The organism is Pseudomonas sp. MDT1-17, from assembly GCF_054898105.1.
The window spans coordinates 2,339,588-2,359,828 of sequence record NZ_JBUBVM010000001.1 but is presented as its reverse complement, the minus strand read 5'-3'; the positions used below and the strand labels follow the sequence as shown (position 1 = coordinate 2,359,828).

Genomic DNA, 20,241 nt, shown 5'->3' with positions numbered 1-20,241 from the left:
ATGGCAGTGCAGTGACATCAACCACGAGCCAGAACCTTGATCAGCGCTTCGAGGAAGCGGCTGTTTTCTGCTGGCAGACCGATGGTGATGCGCAAGTGGTTCGGCATGCCGTAGTTGGCCACCGGACGCACGATTACACCTTCGCGCAGTAAACCCTGGAAGATCGGCGCAGCTACCTGCCCCATATCGACGCAGATGAAGTTGCCCTTGGACGGAATCCAGCTCAGCCCCAGCTCACGGAAACCCGCTTGCAGTTGCCGCATGCCGGATTCGTTCAGACGACGGCTTTCAGCCAGGTACTCGGCGTCTTGCAGCGCAGCGCACGCAGCGGCCAGGGCCATGCTGTTGACGTTGAATGGCTGACGCACACGGTTCAGCACATCCGCAACCACCGCAGTGGACAAGCCATAACCGACCCGCAGCGCGGCCAGGCCGTAGGCCTTGGAGAACGTGCGCGAAACCAGCAGGTTCGGATAGGCCGCCAGGTAGTCCAGGCCATCCGGCAAGTCGCTGCCTTCGGCGTATTCAATGTAGGCCTCGTCCAGCACCACCAGCACGTGTTCCGGTACGTCCTGCAGGAATTCGTCCAGCGCCTCGGCGTCGAACCAGGTCCCGGTCGGGTTGTTCGGGTTGGCGATGAACACCACACGGGTATTGGCATCGATCGCGGCCAGCATGGCCGACAGATCATGGCCCCAGTCTTTGGCCGGGATCACTTTGGCCGTAGCGCCGACGGCTTGCGTGACGATCGGGTAGACCGCAAACGCATGCTCGCTGAATACGGCGTTCAAGCCCGGCGCCAGATAGGCACGCGCGACCAGCTCCAGAATGTCGTTGGAGCCGTTGCCCAACGTCACCTGATTGAGCTCGACGCGGCACTGATCGGCCAGCAGGGTCTTGAGCGCAAAACCGTTGCCGTCCGGATAACGGGGCAGTTCGGCCAGCGCTTCGCGAATCGCTGCCAGCGCCTTTGGACTGGCGCCCAACGGGTTTTCGTTGCTGGCCAGTTTGACGATGCTGGCTGGATCGATGCCCAGCTCGCGTGCCAGTTCGTCCACAGGCTTGCCCGGAACGTAAGGCGAAAGTTGTTGCACGCCCGGCTGTGCCAGAGCGAGGAAGTCACCACTCATTTGCTACCGCCCTTAGAGAACTGCTTTCGGGTAGGAACCCAGCACTTTGAGTGCCACTGCTTCCTGACTGATCTTTTCCAGCACACCTTTGATCAACGGATCGCGGTGGTGGCCGACGAAGTCGATGAAGAACACGTAGGTCCATTTACCGCTGCGCGACGGACGCGTCTCGATGCGCGTCAGGTCGATGCCGTTGTCGTGAAACGGCACCAGCAACTCGTGAAGTGCGCCGGGCTTGTTGCTCATGGAGACGATGATCGAGGTCTTGTCGTCGCCGGTCGGCGGTACTTCCTGGCTGCCGATCATCAGGAATCGCGTGGAGTTGTCCGGACGATCCTCGATTTTCTCGGCCAGACGGGTCAGCCCGTACAAGCCTGCTGCCATGTCGCCGGCAATCGCCGCCGAGTTCCACTCACCCTTGACCCGCTTGGCCGCTTCGGCGTTGCTGGACACCGCCACGCGTTCGACATTCGGGTAATGCGCGTCCAGCCACTTGCGGCACTGGGCCAGGGACTGGGCGTGGGAATAGATGCGGCTGATGCTGTCGGTCTTGGTGTTTTCACCGACCAACAGGTGGTGGTGAATCCGCAACTCGACTTCGCCACAGATCACCATGTCGTGTTCGAGGAAGCTGTCGAGGGTGTGGTTGACCGCGCCTTCGGTGGAGTTCTCCACCGGAACCACGCCAAAGTTCACCGCGCCGGCCGCCACTTCGCGGAACACTTCGTCGATCGCCGCCATCGGCTTGCTGATCACCGCGTGGCCGAAGTGCTTCATGGCCGCCGCTTGGGTGAAGGTGCCTTCGGGGCCGAGGTACGCCACTTTCAGCGGTTGCTCGAGGGCCAGGCACGAGGACATGATTTCGCGGAACAAACGCGCCATCTCTTCGTTGCCCAGCGGCCCCTGGTTACGCTCCATCACGCGTTTGAGCACCTGAGCTTCACGCTCAGGACGATAGAACACCGGCACTTCGCCTTCGGCCAGCGAGGCCATCTTTACTCGCGCAACTTCCTGGGCGCAGCGTGCGCGCTCACTGATCAGCTCCAGGACTTTTTCGTCCAGGGCATCAATGCGCAGGCGCAGTGCCTTGAGTTCTTGCTCAGACATTAACCGTGTTCCTTCTCGAACTCTGCCATGTACGAAACCAGTGCGTTGACCGCAACGATGTCGACGGCGTTATAGATGGAGGCACGCATGCCACCCACGGAACGGTGACCCTTGAGGTTTAACAGGCCACGCGCTTCGGCACCGGCCAGGAATGGCTTGTCGAGACGATCGTCAGCCAGGCGGAACGGCACGTTCATCCACGAGCGATCCGACTTGTTGATCGGGTTGCTGTACAAACCGCTGGCGTCGATGAAGTCGTACAGCGTGCGTTGTTTAACGTCGTTGAGCTTGCCGATGGCTTCAACGCCACCCTGCTCCTTCATCCACTCGAATACCAGACCCGAGAGGTACCAGGCCAGGGTTGGCGGGGTGTTGTACATCGAGCCGTTATCGGCCGCGACCTTGTAGTTGAGCATGGTAGGGCACAGGGAACGGGCGTGACCCAGCAGGTCTTCGCGAATGATGTTCACGACGATGCCGCTCGGGCCGATGTTTTTCTGGGCACCGGCGTAGATCATGCCGAAGCGCGAGACATCCATCGGACGCGAGAGAATGTCCGAAGACATGTCGGCGACCAGAGGGACATCACCGGTTTCCGGGATCCACTGGAACTCCAGGCCGCCAATGGTTTCGTTCGGCGCGTAGTGAACGTAGGCCGCGTCTTTGGACAGGTTCCATTCGTTCTGGCCGGGAATAGCGAAATAGTCGTAAGGCTTGGCAGTCGCGGCAACGTTGACGTGGCCGTAACGCGAGGCTTCTTCGATGGCTTTCTGCGACCAGATACCGGTGTCGATATAGTCGGCGGTACCGCCTTCCGGCAACAGGTTCAGAGGGATCTGAGCAAATTGCTGGCTGGCGCCACCTTGCAGAAACAGCACTTTATAGTTCGAGGGGATATTCAGCAGATCACGCAGATCCTGCTCGGCCTTGGTGGCGATGGACACGAACTCATCACTGCGATGACTCATTTCCATGACCGACAGGCCTTTGCCGTGCCAATCAAGGAGTTCACCCTGAGCGCGCTTCAGGACAGCTTCAGGAAGCGCCGCAGGACCGGCACAGAAGTTATAGGCTCTCTTGCTCACATCCAATCTCGCTCTGATTTGGTGGTATCACGCAATAAATCACAACATCAGTCGACACGGAACTCATGTGGGAGCGGGCTTGCTCGCGAAAGCGGTGTATCAGGCGACATCTATGCTGAATGTCAGTCCGTCTTCGCGAGCAAGCCCGCTCCCACAGGGATCGTTGTGGTGTCGATATTTCCGTTCGGACAAACAACAAGGGGGCGAATTCTCATCCGCCCCCTGTCTGTCCGCTTATTCCTGCGGTTCTTCGTCTGCGGCGGCGTCGAGTTGCTGGTCTTCGGCAACGTCGTCGATCACGACTTCACCGTCGAACACTGCACCTGCTTCACCCTCTTCACCTTCCAGCTCTTCACCTTCGACTTCCGACGGTTCCTGAACCCGTTCCAGACCTACCAGCTTTTCATCGCTGGCCAGTTTGATCAGGGTCACGCCCTGGGTGTTACGACCCAGGCTGGAGACTTCGTCAACACGCGTACGCACCAAGGTGCCCTGGTCGGAAATCAGCATGATTTCCTCACCGTCGAGCACCTGGACTGCACCGACCAGACGGCCGTTACGGTCGTTGCTGACCATGGCGATAACGCCCTGACCGCCACGCTTGTACTCAGGGAACTCGGTGATCGCCGTACGCTTGCCGTAACCACGCGCCGAAGCGGTGAGGATCTGGCTGCCTTCTTCCGGAATCAGCATCGAAATCAGTTTCTGGCCTTCCGGCAGACGCATGCCGCGGACACCACGAGCGGTACGGCCCATGGCGCGAACGTCGGTTTCCTTGAAGCGAGTGACCTTGCCGCCGTCGGAGAACAGCATGACTTCGCGCTCGCCATCGGTAATGGAGGCAGAAATCAGCACGTCGCCTTCGTCCAGCTCCAGCGCGATCAGACCGACGCTGCGTTGACGGCTGAAGGATTCCAGCGGGGTCTTCTTCACGGTGCCGTTGGCGGTGGCCATGAAGATGAAGTGACCTTCGGTGTATTCATCGACCGGGAGCATGGTGGTGATGTATTCACCCTCGCCCAGCGGCAGCAGGTTGACCAACGGACGACCACGGGCAGCGCGGGACGCTTCCGGAATCTCGTAGGTTTTCAGCCAGTACACTTTGCCTTTGCTGGAGAACAGCAGCAGCGTGGTGTGGCTGTTGGCAACCAGCAGGTGAGCGATGTAGTCCTCATCCTTGACGCCGGTAGCCGATTTGCCTTTACCGCCACGACGCTGAGCCTGGTACGCAGCCAATGGCTGGGTCTTGGCGTAGCCACCGTGGGAAATGGTCACGACGCGCTCTTCTTCCGGGATCATGTCACCCAGGGTCAGGTCGAGACGGGCATCGAGAATCTCGGTGCGACGTACATCGCCGTATTCGGCGCGGATCACTTCCAGTTCTTCGCGGATCACTTCCATCAGGCGCGTGGCGCTGCTGAGGATGCGGATCAGTTCGCCGATCTGGTTGAGGATCTCTTGATACTCGGCCAGCAGCTTTTCGTGTTCCAGACCGGTCAAACGGTGCAGACGCAGTTCCAGAATGGCTTGCGCCTGTTCCGGCGACAGGAAGTACTTGCCTTCGCGCAGACCGTATTGCGGATCCAGGGTCTCTGGACGGCAAGAGTCAGCGCCGGCACGCTCAACCATCGCGACCACGGCGGAAGATTCCCACGCGGTCTTGATCAGCGCTTCCTTGGCTTCCGACGGCGTCGGCGAAGCCTTGATCAGGGCGATGACCGGGTCGATGTTCGACAGGGCAACCGCTTGACCTTCCAGGATGTGACCACGTTCGCGGGCTTTACGCAGTTCGAACACGGTACGGCGGGTAACGACTTCGCGACGGTGACGAACGAAGGCTTCCAGCAGGTCCTTGAGGTTCAGGATGCGTGGACGCCCGTCGATCAGCGCGACGATGTTGATACCGAACACCGCTTGCAGCTGGGTCTGGGCGTAGAGGTTGTTGAGGATCACCTCAGGCACTTCGCCACGACGCAGCTCGATCACGACGCGCATACCGTCCTTGTCGGACTCGTCGCGCAGTTCGGTGATGCCTTCGAGCTTCTTCTCTTTTACCAGCTCGGCGATCTTCTCGATCAGACGGGCTTTGTTCAGCTGGTAAGGGAGTTCGGTGATGACGATCTGCTGACGGCCACCGACCTTGTCGATGTCTTCGATCATCGAGCGGGCGCGCATGTAAATGCGGCCACGACCGGTGCGGTAGGCTTCGATGATGCCGGCACGACCGTTGATGATCGCGGCGGTCGGGAAGTCCGGGCCAGGGATGTATTGCATCAGCTCATCGATGGTCAACTCGGGGTTGTCGATGAGGGCCAGGCAACCGTCGATGACTTCACCGAGGTTGTGCGGCGGGATGTTGGTCGCCATGCCCACGGCGATACCGCTGGAGCCGTTGACCAACAGGTTGGGAATACGGGTCGGCATGACCGCCGGGATCATTTCGGTGCCGTCGTAGTTCGGCACCCAGTCCACGGTTTCTTTGTGCAGGTCAGCCAGCAGCTCGTGCGCCAGCTTGGTCATGCGCACTTCGGTGTATCGCATGGCGGCGGCGTTGTCGCCGTCCACGGAACCGAAGTTGCCTTGACCGTCTACCAGCAGGTAGCGCAGCGAGAATGGCTGCGCCATCCGAACGATGGTGTCGTACACCGCGGTATCACCGTGAGGGTGATACTTACCGATCACGTCACCGACGACACGGGCAGATTTCTTGTACGGCTTGTTGAAGTCGTTGCCCAGCTCGCTCATCGCGAACAGCACACGCCGGTGCACGGGCTTCAAGCCATCGCGCGCATCCGGCAGTGCCCGCCCGACAATTACGCTCATCGCGTAGTCGAGGTAGGACTGCTTCAGCTCGTCTTCGATATTGACCGGGAGGATTTCTTTGGCCAGTTCGCCCATGAGAAGCTCGATTCCTTTTTCTGGTGAAACTTCGTCACATCCATATGGGACGAACGAAGCTCGCCGCTGCAGGCTGAGTGCCATGCACCGACTTACGACAAATCAACGAGTTATGCCTTGGATCTGCGCAGTAAAGGCAGCCACATCGGGCTACCTTGGAAACCGCCGAATGTTATCACAAGAGCCGCCACGCACCTATCCCCCTGATGCGCATGGAGTGTAGTTAGTTGACTGGTGGCAGGCTGATAGGGGACGAGAGAGGCTTAGAGCCCTTTGAAAGAAGAATTTCGGGGTGAATGAGGGTTGTTTGGTGACTGTTACGACCCCTTCGCGAGCAGGCTCGCTCCCACATTGATCTGCGTCGTCCACAAATCCCCTGTGGGAGCGAGCCTGCTCGCGAAGGCAATTTAACAGGCGACAGAGATCATCAATGCAGACGCTTGCGGCACATCAACTGCGCCATTTTCGCGGTATCGGGGCGCTCGACGATACCTTTTTCGGTGACGATCGCATCGATCAAGTCTGCCGGGGTCACGTCGAATACCGGGTTGAACGCATCGACCTCGGCGCCGACGCGCTTGCCGCCGACTTCCAGCAACTCGCGACCATCGCGCTCTTCAATCGGGATGTCATCACCGCTGGCCAGGTTCATGTCGATGGTCGAACTCGGCGCCACCACCATGAAGCGCACGCCGTGGTGCATGGCGTTCACCGCCAGCTGATAGGTGCCGATCTTGTTGGCCACGTCGCCATTGGCGGTGATCCGGTCAGCGCCGACGATCACCCAGGTAATGCCCTTGGTCTTCATGATGTGGGCCGCGGCGGCGTCGGCATTGACGGTCACGGGAATGCCTTCGTTGGCCAATTCCCATGCGGTCAACCGCGAACCTTGCAGCCATGGACGGGTTTCGTCGGCGTAGACGCGCTCGACCATGCCCTCGATGAACGCCCCACGAATCACGCCAAGTGCCGTACCGAAGCCGCCGGTAGCCAGTGCGCCGGTGTTGCAGTGGGTCAGAATCGCCTGGGCGTTGCCCTGATGCTTGCGGATCAGGTCTACGCCCAGTTGCGCCATGGTCAGGTTGGCTTCGCGATCACTCTCGTGAATGGCGATAGCCTCCGCCTCCAGCACCGCCAGCGGATCGGCGTGATGCTTCAGACGCTCAAGCCGGTCGCGCATGCGGCCTATCGCCCAGAACAGATTGACCGCGGTCGGACGGGAGTCAGCGAGCAGCGCGAAATCCTCTTCCAGCGCCGCCTGCCAGTCGCCACCCTCGGCAAACCGCGCGCGCGCCGCCAGCACGACGCCATAGGCGGCACTGATGCCAATCGCCGGCGCGCCGCGCACCACCATCGAGCGAATGGCTTCGGCCACGCCAGCGGCGCTGGTGTAGGCAATCCACGTTTCCTCGAACGGCAAAATACGCTGATCCAGCAGGTACAGGGCGCCATCACGCCAATCGATGGCCTTCACCTTCTCCGCAGCCAACAGTCGATCGCGCATCCCTCACCCCGCACTCATGAACAAAAGCCGTCGATTATAGCGATCCCCCTGCGAAGACGCTCGGGTATACTTCGCCATCCTTTACAAAAGCTCTGGAACCGACTCTCGATGCCGAACTCTGCCGCTGCGCTCGACCTGTTATTACTGCCGACCTGGCTGGTACCCGTCGAACCCGCTGGCGTTGTCCTCAAAGAGCACGCCCTGGGTATCCGTGACGGGCGCATTGTTTTTATCGGCCCGCGCGCCGCCGCACTGAAGCTTAACGCAACCGAAGTCCGCGAATTGCCGGACATGTTGCTCTGCCCTGGCTTGATCAATGCCCACGGGCATGCGGCGATGACGCTGTTCCGTGGTCTGGCCGATGATTTGCCGTTGATGACCTGGCTGGAAAACCACATCTGGCCGGCCGAAGCCAAGTGGGTCGATGAAGCGTTCGTCCGTGACGGCACCGACCTGGCGATCGCCGAGCAGATCAAAGGTGGCATCACCTGCTTCTCTGACCTGTATTTCTTCCCGAAGGTTGCCAGCGAGCGCGTCCATAACAGCGGCATTCGCGCGCAAATCGCGATTCCGATCCTCGACTTCCCGATCCCGGGCGCCAGCACGGCGGACGAAGCCATTCGTCAGGGCGTCGAATTGTTTGGCGATCTCAAGCACCACGAGCGCATCAAAGTCACTTTCGGCCCGCACGCGCCCTACACCGTGGGCGACGAGACCCTGGAGAAAATCCGGGTGATCGCCGAAGAACTGGACGCCTCGATCCATATGCACGTGCATGAAACGGCTTATGAAGTGCAGCAGTCCGTCGAGCAACGCGGCGAACGCCCATTGGCCCGCCTCGGGCGCCTGGGTTTGCTGGGGCCGCGCTTTCAGGCGGTTCACATGACGCAGATCAGCGATGAAGACCTGGTGTTGCTGGTAGAAAGCAACACCAACGTGATTCATTGCCCGGAGTCGAACCTGAAGCTGGCCTGCGGGTTCTGCCCGGTGGAGCGCTTGTGGCAGGCTGGCGTCAATGTGGCGGTCGGCACCGATGGCGCGGCCAGCAACAATGACCTGGACCTGCTCGGCGAAACCCGCACGGCCGCGTTGCTGGCCAAAGCCGTCGCCGGCTCGGCCACCGCGCTGGACGCCCATCGCGCCTTGCGCATGGCCACGCTCAACGGTGCCCGTGCGCTGGGGATCGAGGCTGACGTTGGTTCACTGGAAGTCGGCAAGGCAGCAGACATCGTCGCGTTCGACCTCTCCGGCCTGGCGCAGCAACCGGTCTACGACCCGGTTTCGCAGCTTATATATGCTACCGGCCGCGATTGCGTGAAACACCTTTGGGTCGCCGGCAAGCAACTGCTCGACGACCGTCGCCTGACTCGCCTGGATGAAGCACAGCTGTGCGCCACCGCCAAGGCCTGGGGCCAACGCATCAGCGGCCATACCGAATTGTAAGCCCCCCGGACCAAGCACCGGGGCAACAGGATTTTTCAAGTTTTAGAGGACTTAACCATGAGCAACGTCGACTACGCCGAAATCGCCAAATTCGAAGCCCTGGCCCATCGTTGGTGGGACCGCGAAAGCGAGTTCAAACCGCTGCACGACATCAACCCGCTGCGGGTCAACTGGATTGACGAACGCGTCAGTCTGGCTGGCAAGAAAGTCCTCGACGTCGGCTGCGGCGGCGGCATCCTCAGCGAAGCCATGGCCCAGCGCGGTGCTACCGTCATGGGCATCGACATGGGCGAAGCGCCGCTGGCGGTCGCGCAACTGCATCAACTGGAATCCGGCGTGACTGTCGAATACCGACAGATCACCGCCGAAGCGCTGGCTGAAGAAATGCCTGAGCAGTTCGACGTGGTCACGTGCCTCGAAATGCTCGAGCACGTGCCGGACCCGTCCTCGGTGATCCGCGCCTGTTTTCGCATGGTCAAACCCGGTGGCCAGGTGTTCTTCTCCACCATCAACCGCAACCCGAAGGCGTACCTGTTCGCCATCGTCGGCGCCGAATACATCATGAAGCTGCTGCCGCGCGGCACCCACGACTTCAAGAAATTCATCCGCCCGTCCGAGCTCGGCGCCTGGAGCCGCATGGCCGGCCTGACCGTCAAGGACATCATCGGCCTGACCTACAACCCGCTGACCAAGCACTACAAACTGGCCTCCGACGTGGACGTCAACTACATGATCCAGACCCTGCGCGAGGAATAAGCCGATGCGTATCAGAGCAGTACTTTTCGACATGGACGGCACCCTGCTCGACACCGCGCCGGACTTCATTGCGATCTGTCAGGCGATGCGTGCCGACCGCGGCCTGCCGCCGATGAACGACCAGCACATTCGCGACGAGATCTCCGGTGGTGCCAAGGCGATGGTCGCCGTGACCTTCTCCATGGACCCGGAATCACCGGGTTTCGAGGCATTGCGTCTGGAGTTCCTGGAGCGCTACCTCGTCGGTTGCGCGGTTCACAGCAAACTCTTCGACGGCATGAGCGAACTGCTGGCCGACATCGAGAAGGCCAACCTGATCTGGGGCGTGGTCACCAACAAGCCACTGCGGTTTGCCGAGCCGATCATGCAGCAGCTTGGATTGGCCGAGCGCTCGGCGCTGCTGATCTGCCCGGACCATGTGAAGAACAGCAAACCGGACCCCGAGCCATTGATTCTGGCGTGCAAGATGCTCGAACTGGACCCGGCCAGCGTGCTGTTCGTGGGTGATGACTTGCGCGATATCGAGTCCGGTCGCGATGCCGGCACCAAAACGGCCGCCGTGACCTATGGCTACATTCATCCCGACGATAATCCGCGGCATTGGGGCGCGGATGTGGTGGTCGATCATCCGCTGGAGTTGCGCAAGGTGCTCGATAGCGCCCTGTGTGGTTGCTGATACAAATCAAAAGATCGCAGCCTGCGGCAGCTCCTACAGGAGACCGCGATCGGCGTAGGAGCTGCCGAAGGCTGCGATCTTTATCGGCCCTGTTAACGGATTTTGTTGAGGTTTCTTATGTTTGATTATTCCGCCCGCCCAGAATTGCTCAAGGACCGGGTCATCCTGGTCACCGGCGCTGGCCGTGGCATCGGCGCTGCCGCCGCGAAAACCTTTGCCGCGCACGGTGCCACCGTGCTGTTGCTGGGCAAGACCGAAGCCAACCTGACTCAGGTCTACGACGAAATCGAAGCCGCCGGCCATCCACAAGCGGCCGTGATCCCGTTCAACCTGGAAACCGCCCTGCCCCATCAATACGATGAGCTGGCAGCGATGATCGAAACCGAATTTGGCCATCTCGACGGTTTGCTGCACAACGCGTCGATCATTGGCCCGCGTACGCCGATCGAACAGCTGTCTGGCGAAAACTTCATGCGCGTCATGCACGTCAACGTCAACGCCATGTTCATGCTCACCAGCACCCTGCTGCCGCTGCTCAAGTTGTCTCAGGACGCCTCGGTGGTGTTCACTTCCAGCAGCGTCGGTCGCAAGGGTCGCGCGTATTGGGGCGCTTACGGCGTCTCCAAGTTCGCCACCGAAGGCTTGATGCAAACCCTGGCCGACGAAGTCGACACCGTGGCACCGATGCGCTCCAACAGCATCAACCCGGGCGCCACCCGCACCAGCATGCGCGCCCAGGCTTATCCCGGTGAAAACCCGCTGAACAACCCGACGCCCGAGGAGATCATGCCGGTCTACCTCTACCTGATGGGTCCGGACAGCACCGGCATCAACGGCCAGGCGTTCAACGCTCAGTAACGCCTGCGCATTGCTTTTGTGCTGCGACGGCTTCCCGTCGCGGCACTCAAAGTGCGCCACAACCACACTGAAGCAAGTCAAACAACTGTCACCGCGTTCGGAAAAATCTTTTAAACAACTATCAAGCTATTGATTTATAACGCTTTATATTCGACTGAACTGAATGGCACGACTTTCGCTCTAAATTTGCTCAGACACGCAGTGTGAAAGCAATCGGGCGGACGCCATATGAAATCACCTTCCCAGACCAACGCAATTGACTTCGATGTTGCCAAATTGCAACGCCTGGGTCTTGGTCAGCAGCCTCCCCTTCGGGAGCGGCCTGTCAACGTCGCGCAACTGCGCCAGAAGCTGAGCCTGCAGCTGCAAACCAGTCTTGAGCCGCAACGCATTCTCGGGCTCTTCTTTCGTGAAATTCAGCGACTTGTACCGCTCGACACCTTGATCTATCAGCACAAGGCCAGCGACTTGCGCCTGGAATTCGGCCAGCGCGGCCATCACTCGATCAGCTACAGCCTCAGCCATGAAGGCGAGCACCTGGGTGACTTGGTATTCCGCCGCAATCAGCGGTTCAGTGAACAGGAACAGTGCAACCTTGAGTCGCTGCTGTCCGCATTGATGTATCCGATGCGCAATGCCCTGCTCTACCGCGCCGCCACCCAAAGTGCCTTGCGCGATCCGCTCACGGACACCGGCAACCGCATCGCCATGGATCAGACCCTGCAACGGGAAATCGAGATGGCGCGTCGACATCTGCAACCCTTGTCGCTGCTGATGCTGGACATCGATCACTTCAAACACATCAACGACAACCACGGACACAGCGCCGGCGATGACGTGCTCAAGGCCGTCGCAGCCTCGATCAAAAGCCAGTTGCGCAACGTGGACATGGTTTTCCGGTTTGGTGGCGAGGAGTTCCTGATCCTGCTGTCCAACACGAGTCGTGAGGCGGCAGCCATGGTCGGCGAACGGCTACGATTTGCAGTGCAGGCAGAGGATTATTCGGCCGACGGCACTTCGATCGAGCTGACGGTCAGCCTTGGCTGCTCGACTCTATTGCCCGGCGAGTCCGCCGATAGCCTGTTGCGACGGGCCGACAGTGCGATGTATGTGGCCAAGCGCGAGGGGCGAAACCGATTGGCGATGGCGGGCTGAACATCCGCCAGAGCGGGCTCGCTGCGAAGCGGCCCGCATAGACAGGTATTAGCGAACAGTACCGCGCAAATCTCCCACCAACCCTTGCAACCGGGCTGGTTCTGCCGTTTCAACCGACACAGCAGGCCCTGCCACCAGCGTCACCCGCGACCACAACCGGCGAAACACGCCCTTTTGCGGGTCGCGGCTGAAGAAACTCCCCCACAAACCCTGCAATGCCAGCGGAATCACCGGCACCGGCGTCTGTTCGAGAATCCGCGTCAGCCCACCCCTGAACTCGTTGATCTCGCCATCGGCGGTCAATTTGCCCTCCGGGAAGATGCACACCAACTCGCCGTCCTTCAGATACTGAGCAATGCGCGTGAACGCTTTTTCGTAGATCTGAATGTCTTCCTGCCGCCCCGCGATCGGAATAGTCCCGGCCGTGCGAAAGATAAAGTTCAGCACCGGCAAGTTGTAGATCTTGTAATACATCACAAAGCGAATCGGCCGACGCACCGCGCCGCCAATCAGCAAGGCATCGACAAAGGACACGTGATTGCACACCAGCAGCGCCGCGCCCTCATCGGGAATCAGCTGCAGATTGCGATGTTCCACGCGGTACATGGAATGGCTGAGCAGCCAGATCATGAAGCGCGTGCTGAACTCGGGGACGATGCTGAAGATGTAGGCATTGACGCCGATGTTCAGCAGCGACACCACCAGGAACAGCTGCGGGATCGACAGCTCGACCATGCTCAACAAGACGATCGAGACAATCGCCGAGACCACCATGAACAGCGCGTTGAGAATATTGTTGGCGGCAATCACCCGCGCCCGCTCGTTCTCGGGGGTACGTGACTGAATCAGCGCATACAGCGGCACGATGTAGAAACCGCCGAACATGCCAAGCCCGAGAATGTCGATCAACACCAGCCAGGCGTGACCGAAGCCGAGGATTTCGATCCAGCCATGGCCGGTGACACTGTCGGGAATTCCGCCGGAGTGCCACCACAGCAGCAAACCAAACACCGTCAGACCGAACGAGCCGAACGGCACCAGACCAATCTCGACTTTGCGTCCGGACAGTTTCTCGCAGAGCATCGAACCGAGTGCGATGCCCACCGAGAATACCGTCAGAATCAGCGTCACCACGGTTTCATCACCGTGCATCCACTCCTTGGCGTACGCCGGGATCTGCGTCAGGTAAATCGCCCCGACAAACCAGAACCACGAGTTGCCGACAATCGAGCGCGACACGGCTGGGGTCTGCCCCAAGCCCAGTTTCAACGTGGCCCAGGACTGGCTGAAAATATTCCAGTTCAGACGCATTTCAGGTGAGGCGGCCGCGGCCCGTGGAATGCTGCGACTGGCCAGATAGCCGAGCACCGCAACACCGATGATCGCCGTGGAGACGATCGGCGCGTAATGACTGGACGACATCATGATCCCGGCGCCGATGGTCCCGGCGAGGATCGCCAGGAAGGTGCCCATTTCCACAAGGCCGTTGCCACCCACCAGCTCTTCGTCACGCAAGGCCTGCGGCAGGATCGAGTATTTCACCGGCCCAAACAGCGCTGAGTGAGTGCCCATGGCAAACAGCGCGACCAGCATCAGCGCCAGGTGATCGAACATGAAGCCGACCGCGCCGACCGCCATGATGGCGATTTCCCCGAGCTTGATCAGACGGATCAGCGCGTCCTTGGCGAACTTTTCACCAAACTGCCCGGCCAGTGCCGAGAACGGAAAAAATGGCAGGATGAACAGCAACGCACACAGGTTGACCCAAATCGAGCGATCACCCTCGATCGTCAGCTTGTACAAAATGGCGAGGATCAGCGACTGCTTGAAGATGTTGTCGTTGAATGCCCCGAGCGACTGCGTGACGAAGAATGGCAGGAAGCGGCGGGTGCGAAGCAAGGTGAACTGTGAGGGGTGACTCATCTTCCATGTGTCCCTGATGTTGGGTAGAGAGTGGCGTGGATACCGTTATTGGAATATCGAACGACGATCCAGGCCACACATTACCTATCTTCGCCGGTTATTTCTTCAATCCGGCTATGCACGGCGAGACAAATAACTCGCCCCGCCACGCCCCTTGCACCGTACGTTTGGCGACGATCAGCCACATCACCGCCAGCAGCACCACCAGCACACCACCAAAAGCACTGAAAAACGTCAGGTTCAAAGTGCTGGCCAGTTTCAACGTCGCGAGAGAATAGACGCCCAGCGGAAAGGTGAAGCCCCACCAGCCGAGATTGAAAGGGATACCGACGCGCAGGTAACGCAGGGTGATGAGCACCGCGATCAGCATCCACCACAGACCAAAGCCCCACAGCGTGATCCCGGCCACCAACCCCAGCCCTGCGGCGATTTCACCGATGCCCGGCAGACCGTTGGCCGCAAAGATGGCCGGCGCGTCGGCACCTAGCAGCAACATGCCCAGCGCCCCGGTGCCGATCGGGCCCAGCGCCAGCCAGCTGGAGGCGGCCATGTTTTCGTGGGGCAATTTATGCAGCGCCATGCGCAGCAACAGGATGGTCAGAATGCTGAATGCCACCGGCAAGGAAAAGGCCCAAAGCACGTAGCTCGTCACCAATACCACCAGTTGCGAATGGGCATCCGCCAGGTGCGGCGCCAACAGACCACCACTGGCGGCCGCCACTTCCGCCGCGACCACCGGCAACAGCCAGACGGCGGTCATCTGGTCGATGCTGTGTTCCTGGCGGGTAAACATCATGTAGGGAATCAGCACGCCGCACGCCAGCGACATCGCCACATCCAGCCACCACAGCACCTCGGCGACAGGAATCACGCCCTCGCCCCAACGCGGCAGACCGAACACCAGAAAGCCATTGATGATGGTCGCCAGGCCCATGGGGATCGTGCCGAAAAACATCGAAACCGTGGAGTGGCCGAAAATCCGTCGCGCCTCATCAAAAAACAGCGCCCAACGCGCCGTGTATAGCGCCGTGAACAAAACAAATAGCACGATGTTGACCAGCCAAAGGGCTTCGGCAATCGCGTGCAAACCGGGATGTGCAGCGGGCAGCTGCGCCAGCGCCAACGCCAGCACGCCGGTGCCCATGGTGGCGGCGAACCAGTTCGGCGTGAACTGGCGGATGACTTCGCGCGGGTGCTGCAAATGACTGAAAGGTTTGAAACCGGCTGGGGCGGTGTTGGGGCATGTCATGGTGAACTCCTGTCCTCTGATGAGGTGGAGCTCATGGTAGGTCTGAATCGAATATCGATATAACGGGTAATATCTCTAACTGTTATCTGTTTTGCAGATACAGCGTCAGACGCTGCCTTCAGTCTCGATCACCAGTATTCTCGCCGTGCCCTGCGGATGGGCAACGTGTTCGGTGCCGACGTCGGCATAAAAGATATCGCCTACGCCTAATACCACTTGTTTCTCCTGACCGTCTTCGCGATAACGCATCTGCACCTGTCCATCCAGCACCACGAACACTTCTTGCCCGTCATTGACGTGCCATTTATAGGGCTGATCGGTCCAATGCAAACGCGTGGTGATGCCGTTCATGTTGGCGATATCCAACGCGCCCCAGGCACGGTCAGCGGTGAAGGATTTGCTGCGGATGATTTTCATGCGTCGGTCCATCGAAATGAATGGCGGGGCCAAGGCTAACGATCATCGAACATTGACGCCACAGACTTTCACGGCCCCCTGACGCATCAACGCGAGCTGAGCGCCCACCGAGAGAATAATCAGCACCGCGCCGTAATCATCGGTGGTGGCCACCAGTCCAAAGTTCCGGGTCAGATTCCCGGCCAGGCAAGACCTTGTCGGCGGGCTGTTTGCGCGTGACGGTCACGGTGGCACTCTTGTTCTTCGAAGAGATCGCGCACTGCCGAATGAACTGCATCGACTGATCGAGATTGCGTTCAGTCAGTGAGGCCGCCTTCGCGAGCAGGCTCGCTCCCACATAGGATCTGCGTCGTTCACAAATCCCCTGTGGGAGCGAGCCTGCTCGCGATGAGGCCTGCACAAACACCCAAGATCCAACTGGCACACACCCTGCGACACCCCGACGCGCCGCGACCTTGGTCGACACTGACTAACCCCTGCCATCGTGCGAGACTGTCTGTCCGGGCGGGAGTCCCGGGTGTCTTTTGTCTGGAGTTCCCATGTCGCTGTCCAGCGGGCTGATCGCCGCCGTCGCCCTGGCCTATATGGCCATCTTGTTCGCCATCGCCTTCTACGGCGACCGTCGCAGCACGCCGTTGCCGCCGCGGGTGCGCGCCTGGGTGTACAGCCTGTCGCTGGCCGTCTATTGCACCAGTTGGACCTTCTTTGGCGCCGTGGGCCAGGCCGCCGAACAGCTCTGGTCTTTCCTGCCGATCTACCTCGGGCCGATCCTGCTGCTGGTGTGCGCACCGTGGGTCCTGCAAAAAATGGTGATGATCAGCAAGCAGGAGAACATCACCTCCATTGCCGACTTCATCGCCGCGCGCTATGGCAAATCCCAGTCGCTGGCGGTGGTGGTGGCGCTGATCTGCCTGGTCGGCGTGTTGCCCTACATCGCGTTGCAACTCAAGGGCATCGTGCTCGGGGTGAACTTGCTGATCGGCGCCGGTGCCGACGCCACGGGCACTCGCGCCCAGGACACGGCGTTGATCGTGTCGCTGGTGCTGGCGCTGTTCACCATCGTCTTCGGTACCCGCAACCTCGACGTCACGGAACACCACCGCGGCATGGTGCTGGCGATTGCGTTCGAATCGCTGGTCAAGCTGTTCGCTTTTCTCGCGGTCGGGGCGTTTGTGACCTACGGCCTGTACGACGGTTTCGAGGACCTGTTCGACCAGGCCATGCTCGCACCGCGCCTGGAGGAGTACTGGAAAGAAACCATTAATTGGCCATCGATGGTGGTGCAGACCGGCGTGGCGATGATGGCGATCATCTGTCTGCCCCGGCAGTTTCACGTGACCGTGGTGGAAAACATCGACCCTCAGGACCTGCGCCTGGCCAAATGGGTGTTCCCGGCCTACTTGGCACTGGCTGCACTGTTTGTAGTACCGATCGCGCTGGCCGGTCAGATGTTGCTGCCGAGTTCGGTGCTGCCGGATTCTTTCGTTATCAGCCTGCCCCTCGCCCAATCCCACCCTGCCCTGGCGATGCTGGCCTTTATCGGTGGCGCTTCGGCGGCGACCGGCATGGTGATTGTCGCCAGCGTGGCGCTGTCGACCATGGTCTCTAACGACATGCTGTTGCCATGGTTGCTGCGGCGCAACAACGCCGAGCGGCCGTTCGAAGTGTTCCGCCAGTGGATGCTCTCGGTGCGCCGAGTGAGCATTGTGGTGATTCTGCTGCTGGCCTACGTCAGTTATCGCCTGCTCGGCTCGACGGCGAGCCTGGCGACCATCGGCCAGATCGCCTTCGCCGCCGTGACCCAACTGGCCCCGGCCATGCTCGGCGCGCTGTACTGGAAACAGGCCAATCGTCGCGGTGTGTTCGCCGGTCTCGCCGCCGGGACGTTCCTGTGGTTCTACACCTTGATCCTGCCGATTGCCGCCAACAGCCTCGGCTTGTCCTTGAGCAGTTTCCCCGGCCTGGCCTGGTTACACAGCAACCCGTTAAACCTGCCGATTACCCCGCTGACCCAAGGCGTGGTGCTGTCTCTTGCGGGCAACTTCACGCTGTTCGCCTGGGTTTCGGTGCTGTCGCGTACCAGGGTTTCGGAACACTGGCAGGCGGGCCGCTTCATCGGCCAGGAAATCAGTGCCCGCCCCAGTGCCCGTTCGATGCTGTCGGTGCAGATCGACGATTTGTTGCAGCTGGCGGCTCGCTTCGTCGGCGAAGAACGCGCCCGTCAGAGTTTTATCCGCTTCGCCTACCGCCAAGGCAAAGGCTTCAACCCGAACCAGAACGCCGACGGTGAATGGATCGCCCATACCGAACGTTTGCTGGCCGGTGTGCTCGGTGCTTCTTCGACCCGGGCGGTGGTAAAAGCCGCTATCGAAGGCCGGGAGATGCAGCTCGAGGACGTCGTCCGTATCGCCGATGAAGCCTCGGAGGTGCTGCAATTCAACCGCGCGCTGCTGCAAGGCGCGATCGAGAACATCACCCAGGGCATCAGCGTGGTCGACCAGTCGCTGAAGCTGGTGGCCTGGAACCGGCGCTATCTGGAGCTGTTCAATTACCCGGAGGGTCTGATCAGGCTTGGCCGACCGATTGCCGACATCATTCGCTACAACGCCGAGCGCGGCCTGTGCGGCCCCGGCGAAGCCGAAGTGCACGTCGCCCGCCGCTTGCACTGGATGCGTCAGGGCCGCGCCCATACCTCTGAAAGACTTTTCCCCAATGGCCGTGTGATCGAACTGATCGGCAACCCGATGCCGGGCGGCGGTTTCGTCATGAGTTTCACCGACATCACCGCGTTCCGCGAGTCGGAGCAGGCGCTGACCGAAGCCAACGAAGGCCTGGAGCGACGGGTTACCGAGCGGACCCACGAATTGTCGCAACTCAACGTTGCCCTGACCGACGCCAAAGGCACCGCGGAGTCGGCCAACCAGTCGAAAACCCGTTTCCTGGCGGCGGTCAGCCATGACTTGATGCAACCGTTGAACGCCGCGCGCCTGTTCTCCGCCGCCCTTTCCCACCAAGATGACGGCTTATCCGGCGAGGCGCAGAAACTGGTCCATCACCTGGACACTTCACTGCGCTCGGCCGAAGATTTGATCAGCGACCTGCTGGACATTTCCCGTCTGGAGAACGGCAAGATCAATCCTGATCCCAAGCCTTTTGTGCTCAACGAACTGTTCGACATCCTCGGTGCCGAGTTCAAGGCGCTGGCCCGAGACCAGGGGCTGAAATTCCGTGTCAGGGGCAGTACGTTGCGAATCAACAGCGACATCAAACTGCTTCGACGAATCCTGCAGAATTTTCTGACCAATGCCTTCCGCTACGCCAAAGGCCCGGTGCTGCTGGGCGTTCGCCGGCGCAAGGGCGAGCTGTGCCTGGAGGTCTGGGACCGTGGTCCGGGCATTCCAGAGGATAAACAGCGGGTCATTTTCGAAGAATTCAAACGCCTCGACAGCCACCAGACCCGTGCTGAAAAAGGCTTGGGGCTGGGCCTGGCCATTGCGGACGGACTGTGTCGCGTACTGGGTCATACCTTGCGCGTACGCTCCTGGCCGGGGCGCGGCAGCGTGTTCAGCGTCAGTGTGCCGTTGGCGAGCACTCAAACCGCGCTGCCGAGCAAAACCGCCGAACTCAACGGAAAATTGCCGAGCGGCGCGCAGGTGCTGTGCATCGATAACGAAGACAGCATTCTGATCGGCATGAACAGCCTGCTCACACGCTGGGGTTGTCAGGTCTGGACCGCGCGCAACCGCGATGAATGCGCGGCGCTGCTCAGTGACGGCGTGCGACCGCAATTGGCGCTGGTGGATTACCACCTGGACCATGGCGAGACCGGAACCGAGTTGATGGCGTGGTTGCGCACCCAATTGGGTGAGCCGGTGCCTGGGGTAGTGATCAGCGCCGACGGGCGACCGGAGATGGTGGCCCAAGTGCATGCGGCGGGGCTGGATTACCTGGCAAAACCGGTAAAACCGGCGGCGTTGCGGGCGTTGCTGAGCCGGCATTTGCCGTTGTAGCGCGGCAGGTCTGAACCTTGTCGTGGTGCA

14 protein-coding genes and 1 pseudogene are annotated in these 20,241 nt (G+C 60.4%); 6 read left to right on the top strand and 9 right to left on the bottom strand.

The window, feature by feature from the left end; genetic code table 11:
- Positions 1 to 17 precede the first annotated feature (17 nt).
- The 5 genes from hisC to mtnA all read right to left on the bottom strand — a co-directional run bounded on the left by hisC (position 18) and on the right by mtnA (position 7,724).
- Positions 18 to 1,130, bottom strand: a complete 1,113-nt coding sequence (hisC, locus tag ACYZTX_RS10955; RefSeq protein WP_462034062.1) for a histidinol-phosphate transaminase — start codon at positions 1,128 to 1,130, stop codon at positions 18 to 20.
- A 12-nt stretch (positions 1,131 to 1,142) separates the two neighbouring features.
- Positions 1,143 to 2,237, bottom strand: coding sequence for a prephenate dehydratase (gene pheA, locus ACYZTX_RS10950; protein WP_030128742.1), 1,095 nt, complete (start codon positions 2,235 to 2,237; stop codon positions 1,143 to 1,145).
- Positions 2,237 to 3,322: a 3-phosphoserine/phosphohydroxythreonine transaminase gene (gene serC, locus ACYZTX_RS10945; RefSeq protein ID WP_462034061.1), complete on the bottom strand. Its 1,086-nt coding sequence runs from the start codon at positions 3,320 to 3,322 to the stop codon at positions 2,237 to 2,239. Before serC ends, pheA begins: the two co-directional genes overlap by 1 nt.
- A gap of 234 nt (positions 3,323 to 3,556) precedes the next feature.
- Positions 3,557 to 6,220 carry a DNA gyrase subunit A gene (gene gyrA, locus ACYZTX_RS10940; protein WP_462034060.1) on the bottom strand — a complete coding sequence of 888 codons (2,664 nt, stop codon included), beginning with the start codon at positions 6,218 to 6,220 and terminating at the stop codon, positions 3,557 to 3,559.
- A gap of 427 nt (positions 6,221 to 6,647) precedes the next feature.
- Positions 6,648 to 7,724 carry an S-methyl-5-thioribose-1-phosphate isomerase gene (gene mtnA / locus ACYZTX_RS10935; protein ID WP_462034059.1) on the bottom strand — a complete coding sequence of 359 codons (1,077 nt, stop codon included), beginning with the start codon at positions 7,722 to 7,724 and terminating at the stop codon, positions 6,648 to 6,650.
- A gap of 108 nt (positions 7,725 to 7,832) precedes the next feature.
- Here mtnA and ACYZTX_RS10930 point away from each other — a divergent pair, with 108 nt between their 5' ends.
- The 5 genes from ACYZTX_RS10930 to ACYZTX_RS10910 all read left to right on the top strand — a co-directional run bounded on the left by ACYZTX_RS10930 (position 7,833) and on the right by ACYZTX_RS10910 (position 12,612).
- On the top strand, positions 7,833 to 9,167 hold the full coding sequence (locus ACYZTX_RS10930) for a TRZ/ATZ family hydrolase (RefSeq protein ID WP_462034058.1): 1,335 nt from the start codon (positions 7,833 to 7,835) through the stop codon (positions 9,165 to 9,167).
- A gap of 57 nt (positions 9,168 to 9,224) precedes the next feature.
- On the top strand, positions 9,225 to 9,923 hold the full coding sequence (gene ubiG, locus ACYZTX_RS10925; protein ID WP_462034057.1) for a bifunctional 2-polyprenyl-6-hydroxyphenol methylase/3-demethylubiquinol 3-O-methyltransferase UbiG: 699 nt from the start codon (positions 9,225 to 9,227) through the stop codon (positions 9,921 to 9,923).
- A gap of 4 nt (positions 9,924 to 9,927) precedes the next feature.
- A complete protein-coding gene (gene mupP / locus ACYZTX_RS10920) occupies positions 9,928 to 10,599 on the top strand; it encodes an N-acetylmuramic acid 6-phosphate phosphatase MupP (protein WP_462034056.1) in 672 nt (223 codons plus the stop codon).
- A gap of 117 nt (positions 10,600 to 10,716) precedes the next feature.
- On the top strand, positions 10,717 to 11,457 hold the full coding sequence (locus ACYZTX_RS10915) for a YciK family oxidoreductase (RefSeq protein ID WP_461973397.1): 741 nt from the start codon (positions 10,717 to 10,719) through the stop codon (positions 11,455 to 11,457).
- A 228-nt stretch (positions 11,458 to 11,685) separates the two neighbouring features.
- Entirely contained in the window at positions 11,686 to 12,612 is a 927-nt protein-coding gene (locus ACYZTX_RS10910) for a GGDEF domain-containing protein (protein WP_462034055.1), read from the top strand.
- Between the two features lie 48 nt (positions 12,613 to 12,660).
- On the opposite strand, the gene ACYZTX_RS10905 is transcribed toward ACYZTX_RS10910, so the two are convergent.
- The 4 genes and pseudogenes from ACYZTX_RS10905 to ACYZTX_RS10890 form a co-directional block, all read right to left on the bottom strand.
- Positions 12,661 to 14,535 carry an MFS transporter gene (locus ACYZTX_RS10905; protein WP_462034054.1) on the bottom strand — a complete coding sequence of 625 codons (1,875 nt, stop codon included), beginning with the start codon at positions 14,533 to 14,535 and terminating at the stop codon, positions 12,661 to 12,663.
- 97 nt (positions 14,536 to 14,632) lie between these two features.
- Entirely contained in the window at positions 14,633 to 15,784 is a 1,152-nt protein-coding gene (locus ACYZTX_RS10900; RefSeq protein ID WP_462034053.1) for a TDT family transporter, read from the bottom strand.
- Positions 15,785 to 15,889: 105 nt separating this feature from the next.
- Positions 15,890 to 16,201: a cupin domain-containing protein gene (locus ACYZTX_RS10895; RefSeq protein WP_462034052.1), complete on the bottom strand. Its 312-nt coding sequence runs from the start codon at positions 16,199 to 16,201 to the stop codon at positions 15,890 to 15,892.
- Between the two features lie 42 nt (positions 16,202 to 16,243).
- Positions 16,244 to 16,393 (bottom strand): annotated as a pseudogene (locus tag ACYZTX_RS10890) (MFS transporter); the annotation flags it as partial.
- A 347-nt stretch (positions 16,394 to 16,740) separates the two neighbouring features.
- On the opposite strand from ACYZTX_RS10890, the gene ACYZTX_RS10885 reads away from it, so the two are divergent.
- A complete protein-coding gene (locus tag ACYZTX_RS10885; protein WP_462034051.1) occupies positions 16,741 to 20,211 on the top strand; it encodes a hybrid sensor histidine kinase/response regulator in 3,471 nt (1,156 codons plus the stop codon).
- The last annotated feature ends 30 nt before the right edge of the window (positions 20,212 to 20,241 follow it).

Excerpts from the sequence above, each read along its gene's own strand:
- ACYZTX_RS10900 (WP_462034053.1), bottom strand. The coding sequence starts at position 15,784 with ATGACATGCCCCAACACCGCCCCAGCCGGTTTCAAACCTTTCAGTCAT.
- ubiG (WP_462034057.1), top strand. The coding sequence starts at position 9,225 with ATGAGCAACGTCGACTACGCCGAAATCGCCAAATTCGAAGCCCTGGCC.
- ACYZTX_RS10895 (WP_462034052.1), bottom strand. The coding sequence starts at position 16,201 with ATGAAAATCATCCGCAGCAAATCCTTCACCGCTGACCGTGCCTGGGGC.
- ACYZTX_RS10915 (WP_461973397.1), top strand. The coding sequence starts at position 10,717 with ATGTTTGATTATTCCGCCCGCCCAGAATTGCTCAAGGACCGGGTCATC.
- pheA (WP_030128742.1), bottom strand. The coding sequence starts at position 2,237 with ATGTCTGAGCAAGAACTCAAGGCACTGCGCCTGCGCATTGATGCCCTG.
- ACYZTX_RS10885 (WP_462034051.1), top strand. The coding sequence starts at position 16,741 with ATGTCGCTGTCCAGCGGGCTGATCGCCGCCGTCGCCCTGGCCTATATG.
- ACYZTX_RS10910 (WP_462034055.1), top strand. The coding sequence starts at position 11,686 with ATGAAATCACCTTCCCAGACCAACGCAATTGACTTCGATGTTGCCAAA.
- hisC (WP_462034062.1), bottom strand. The coding sequence starts at position 1,130 with ATGAGTGGTGACTTCCTCGCTCTGGCACAGCCGGGCGTGCAACAACTT.
- ACYZTX_RS10905 (WP_462034054.1), bottom strand. The coding sequence starts at position 14,535 with ATGAGTCACCCCTCACAGTTCACCTTGCTTCGCACCCGCCGCTTCCTG.
- ACYZTX_RS10930 (WP_462034058.1), top strand. The coding sequence starts at position 7,833 with ATGCCGAACTCTGCCGCTGCGCTCGACCTGTTATTACTGCCGACCTGG.
- mtnA (WP_462034059.1), bottom strand. The coding sequence starts at position 7,724 with ATGCGCGATCGACTGTTGGCTGCGGAGAAGGTGAAGGCCATCGATTGG.
- mupP (WP_462034056.1), top strand. The coding sequence starts at position 9,928 with ATGCGTATCAGAGCAGTACTTTTCGACATGGACGGCACCCTGCTCGAC.
- gyrA (WP_462034060.1), bottom strand. The coding sequence starts at position 6,220 with ATGGGCGAACTGGCCAAAGAAATCCTCCCGGTCAATATCGAAGACGAG.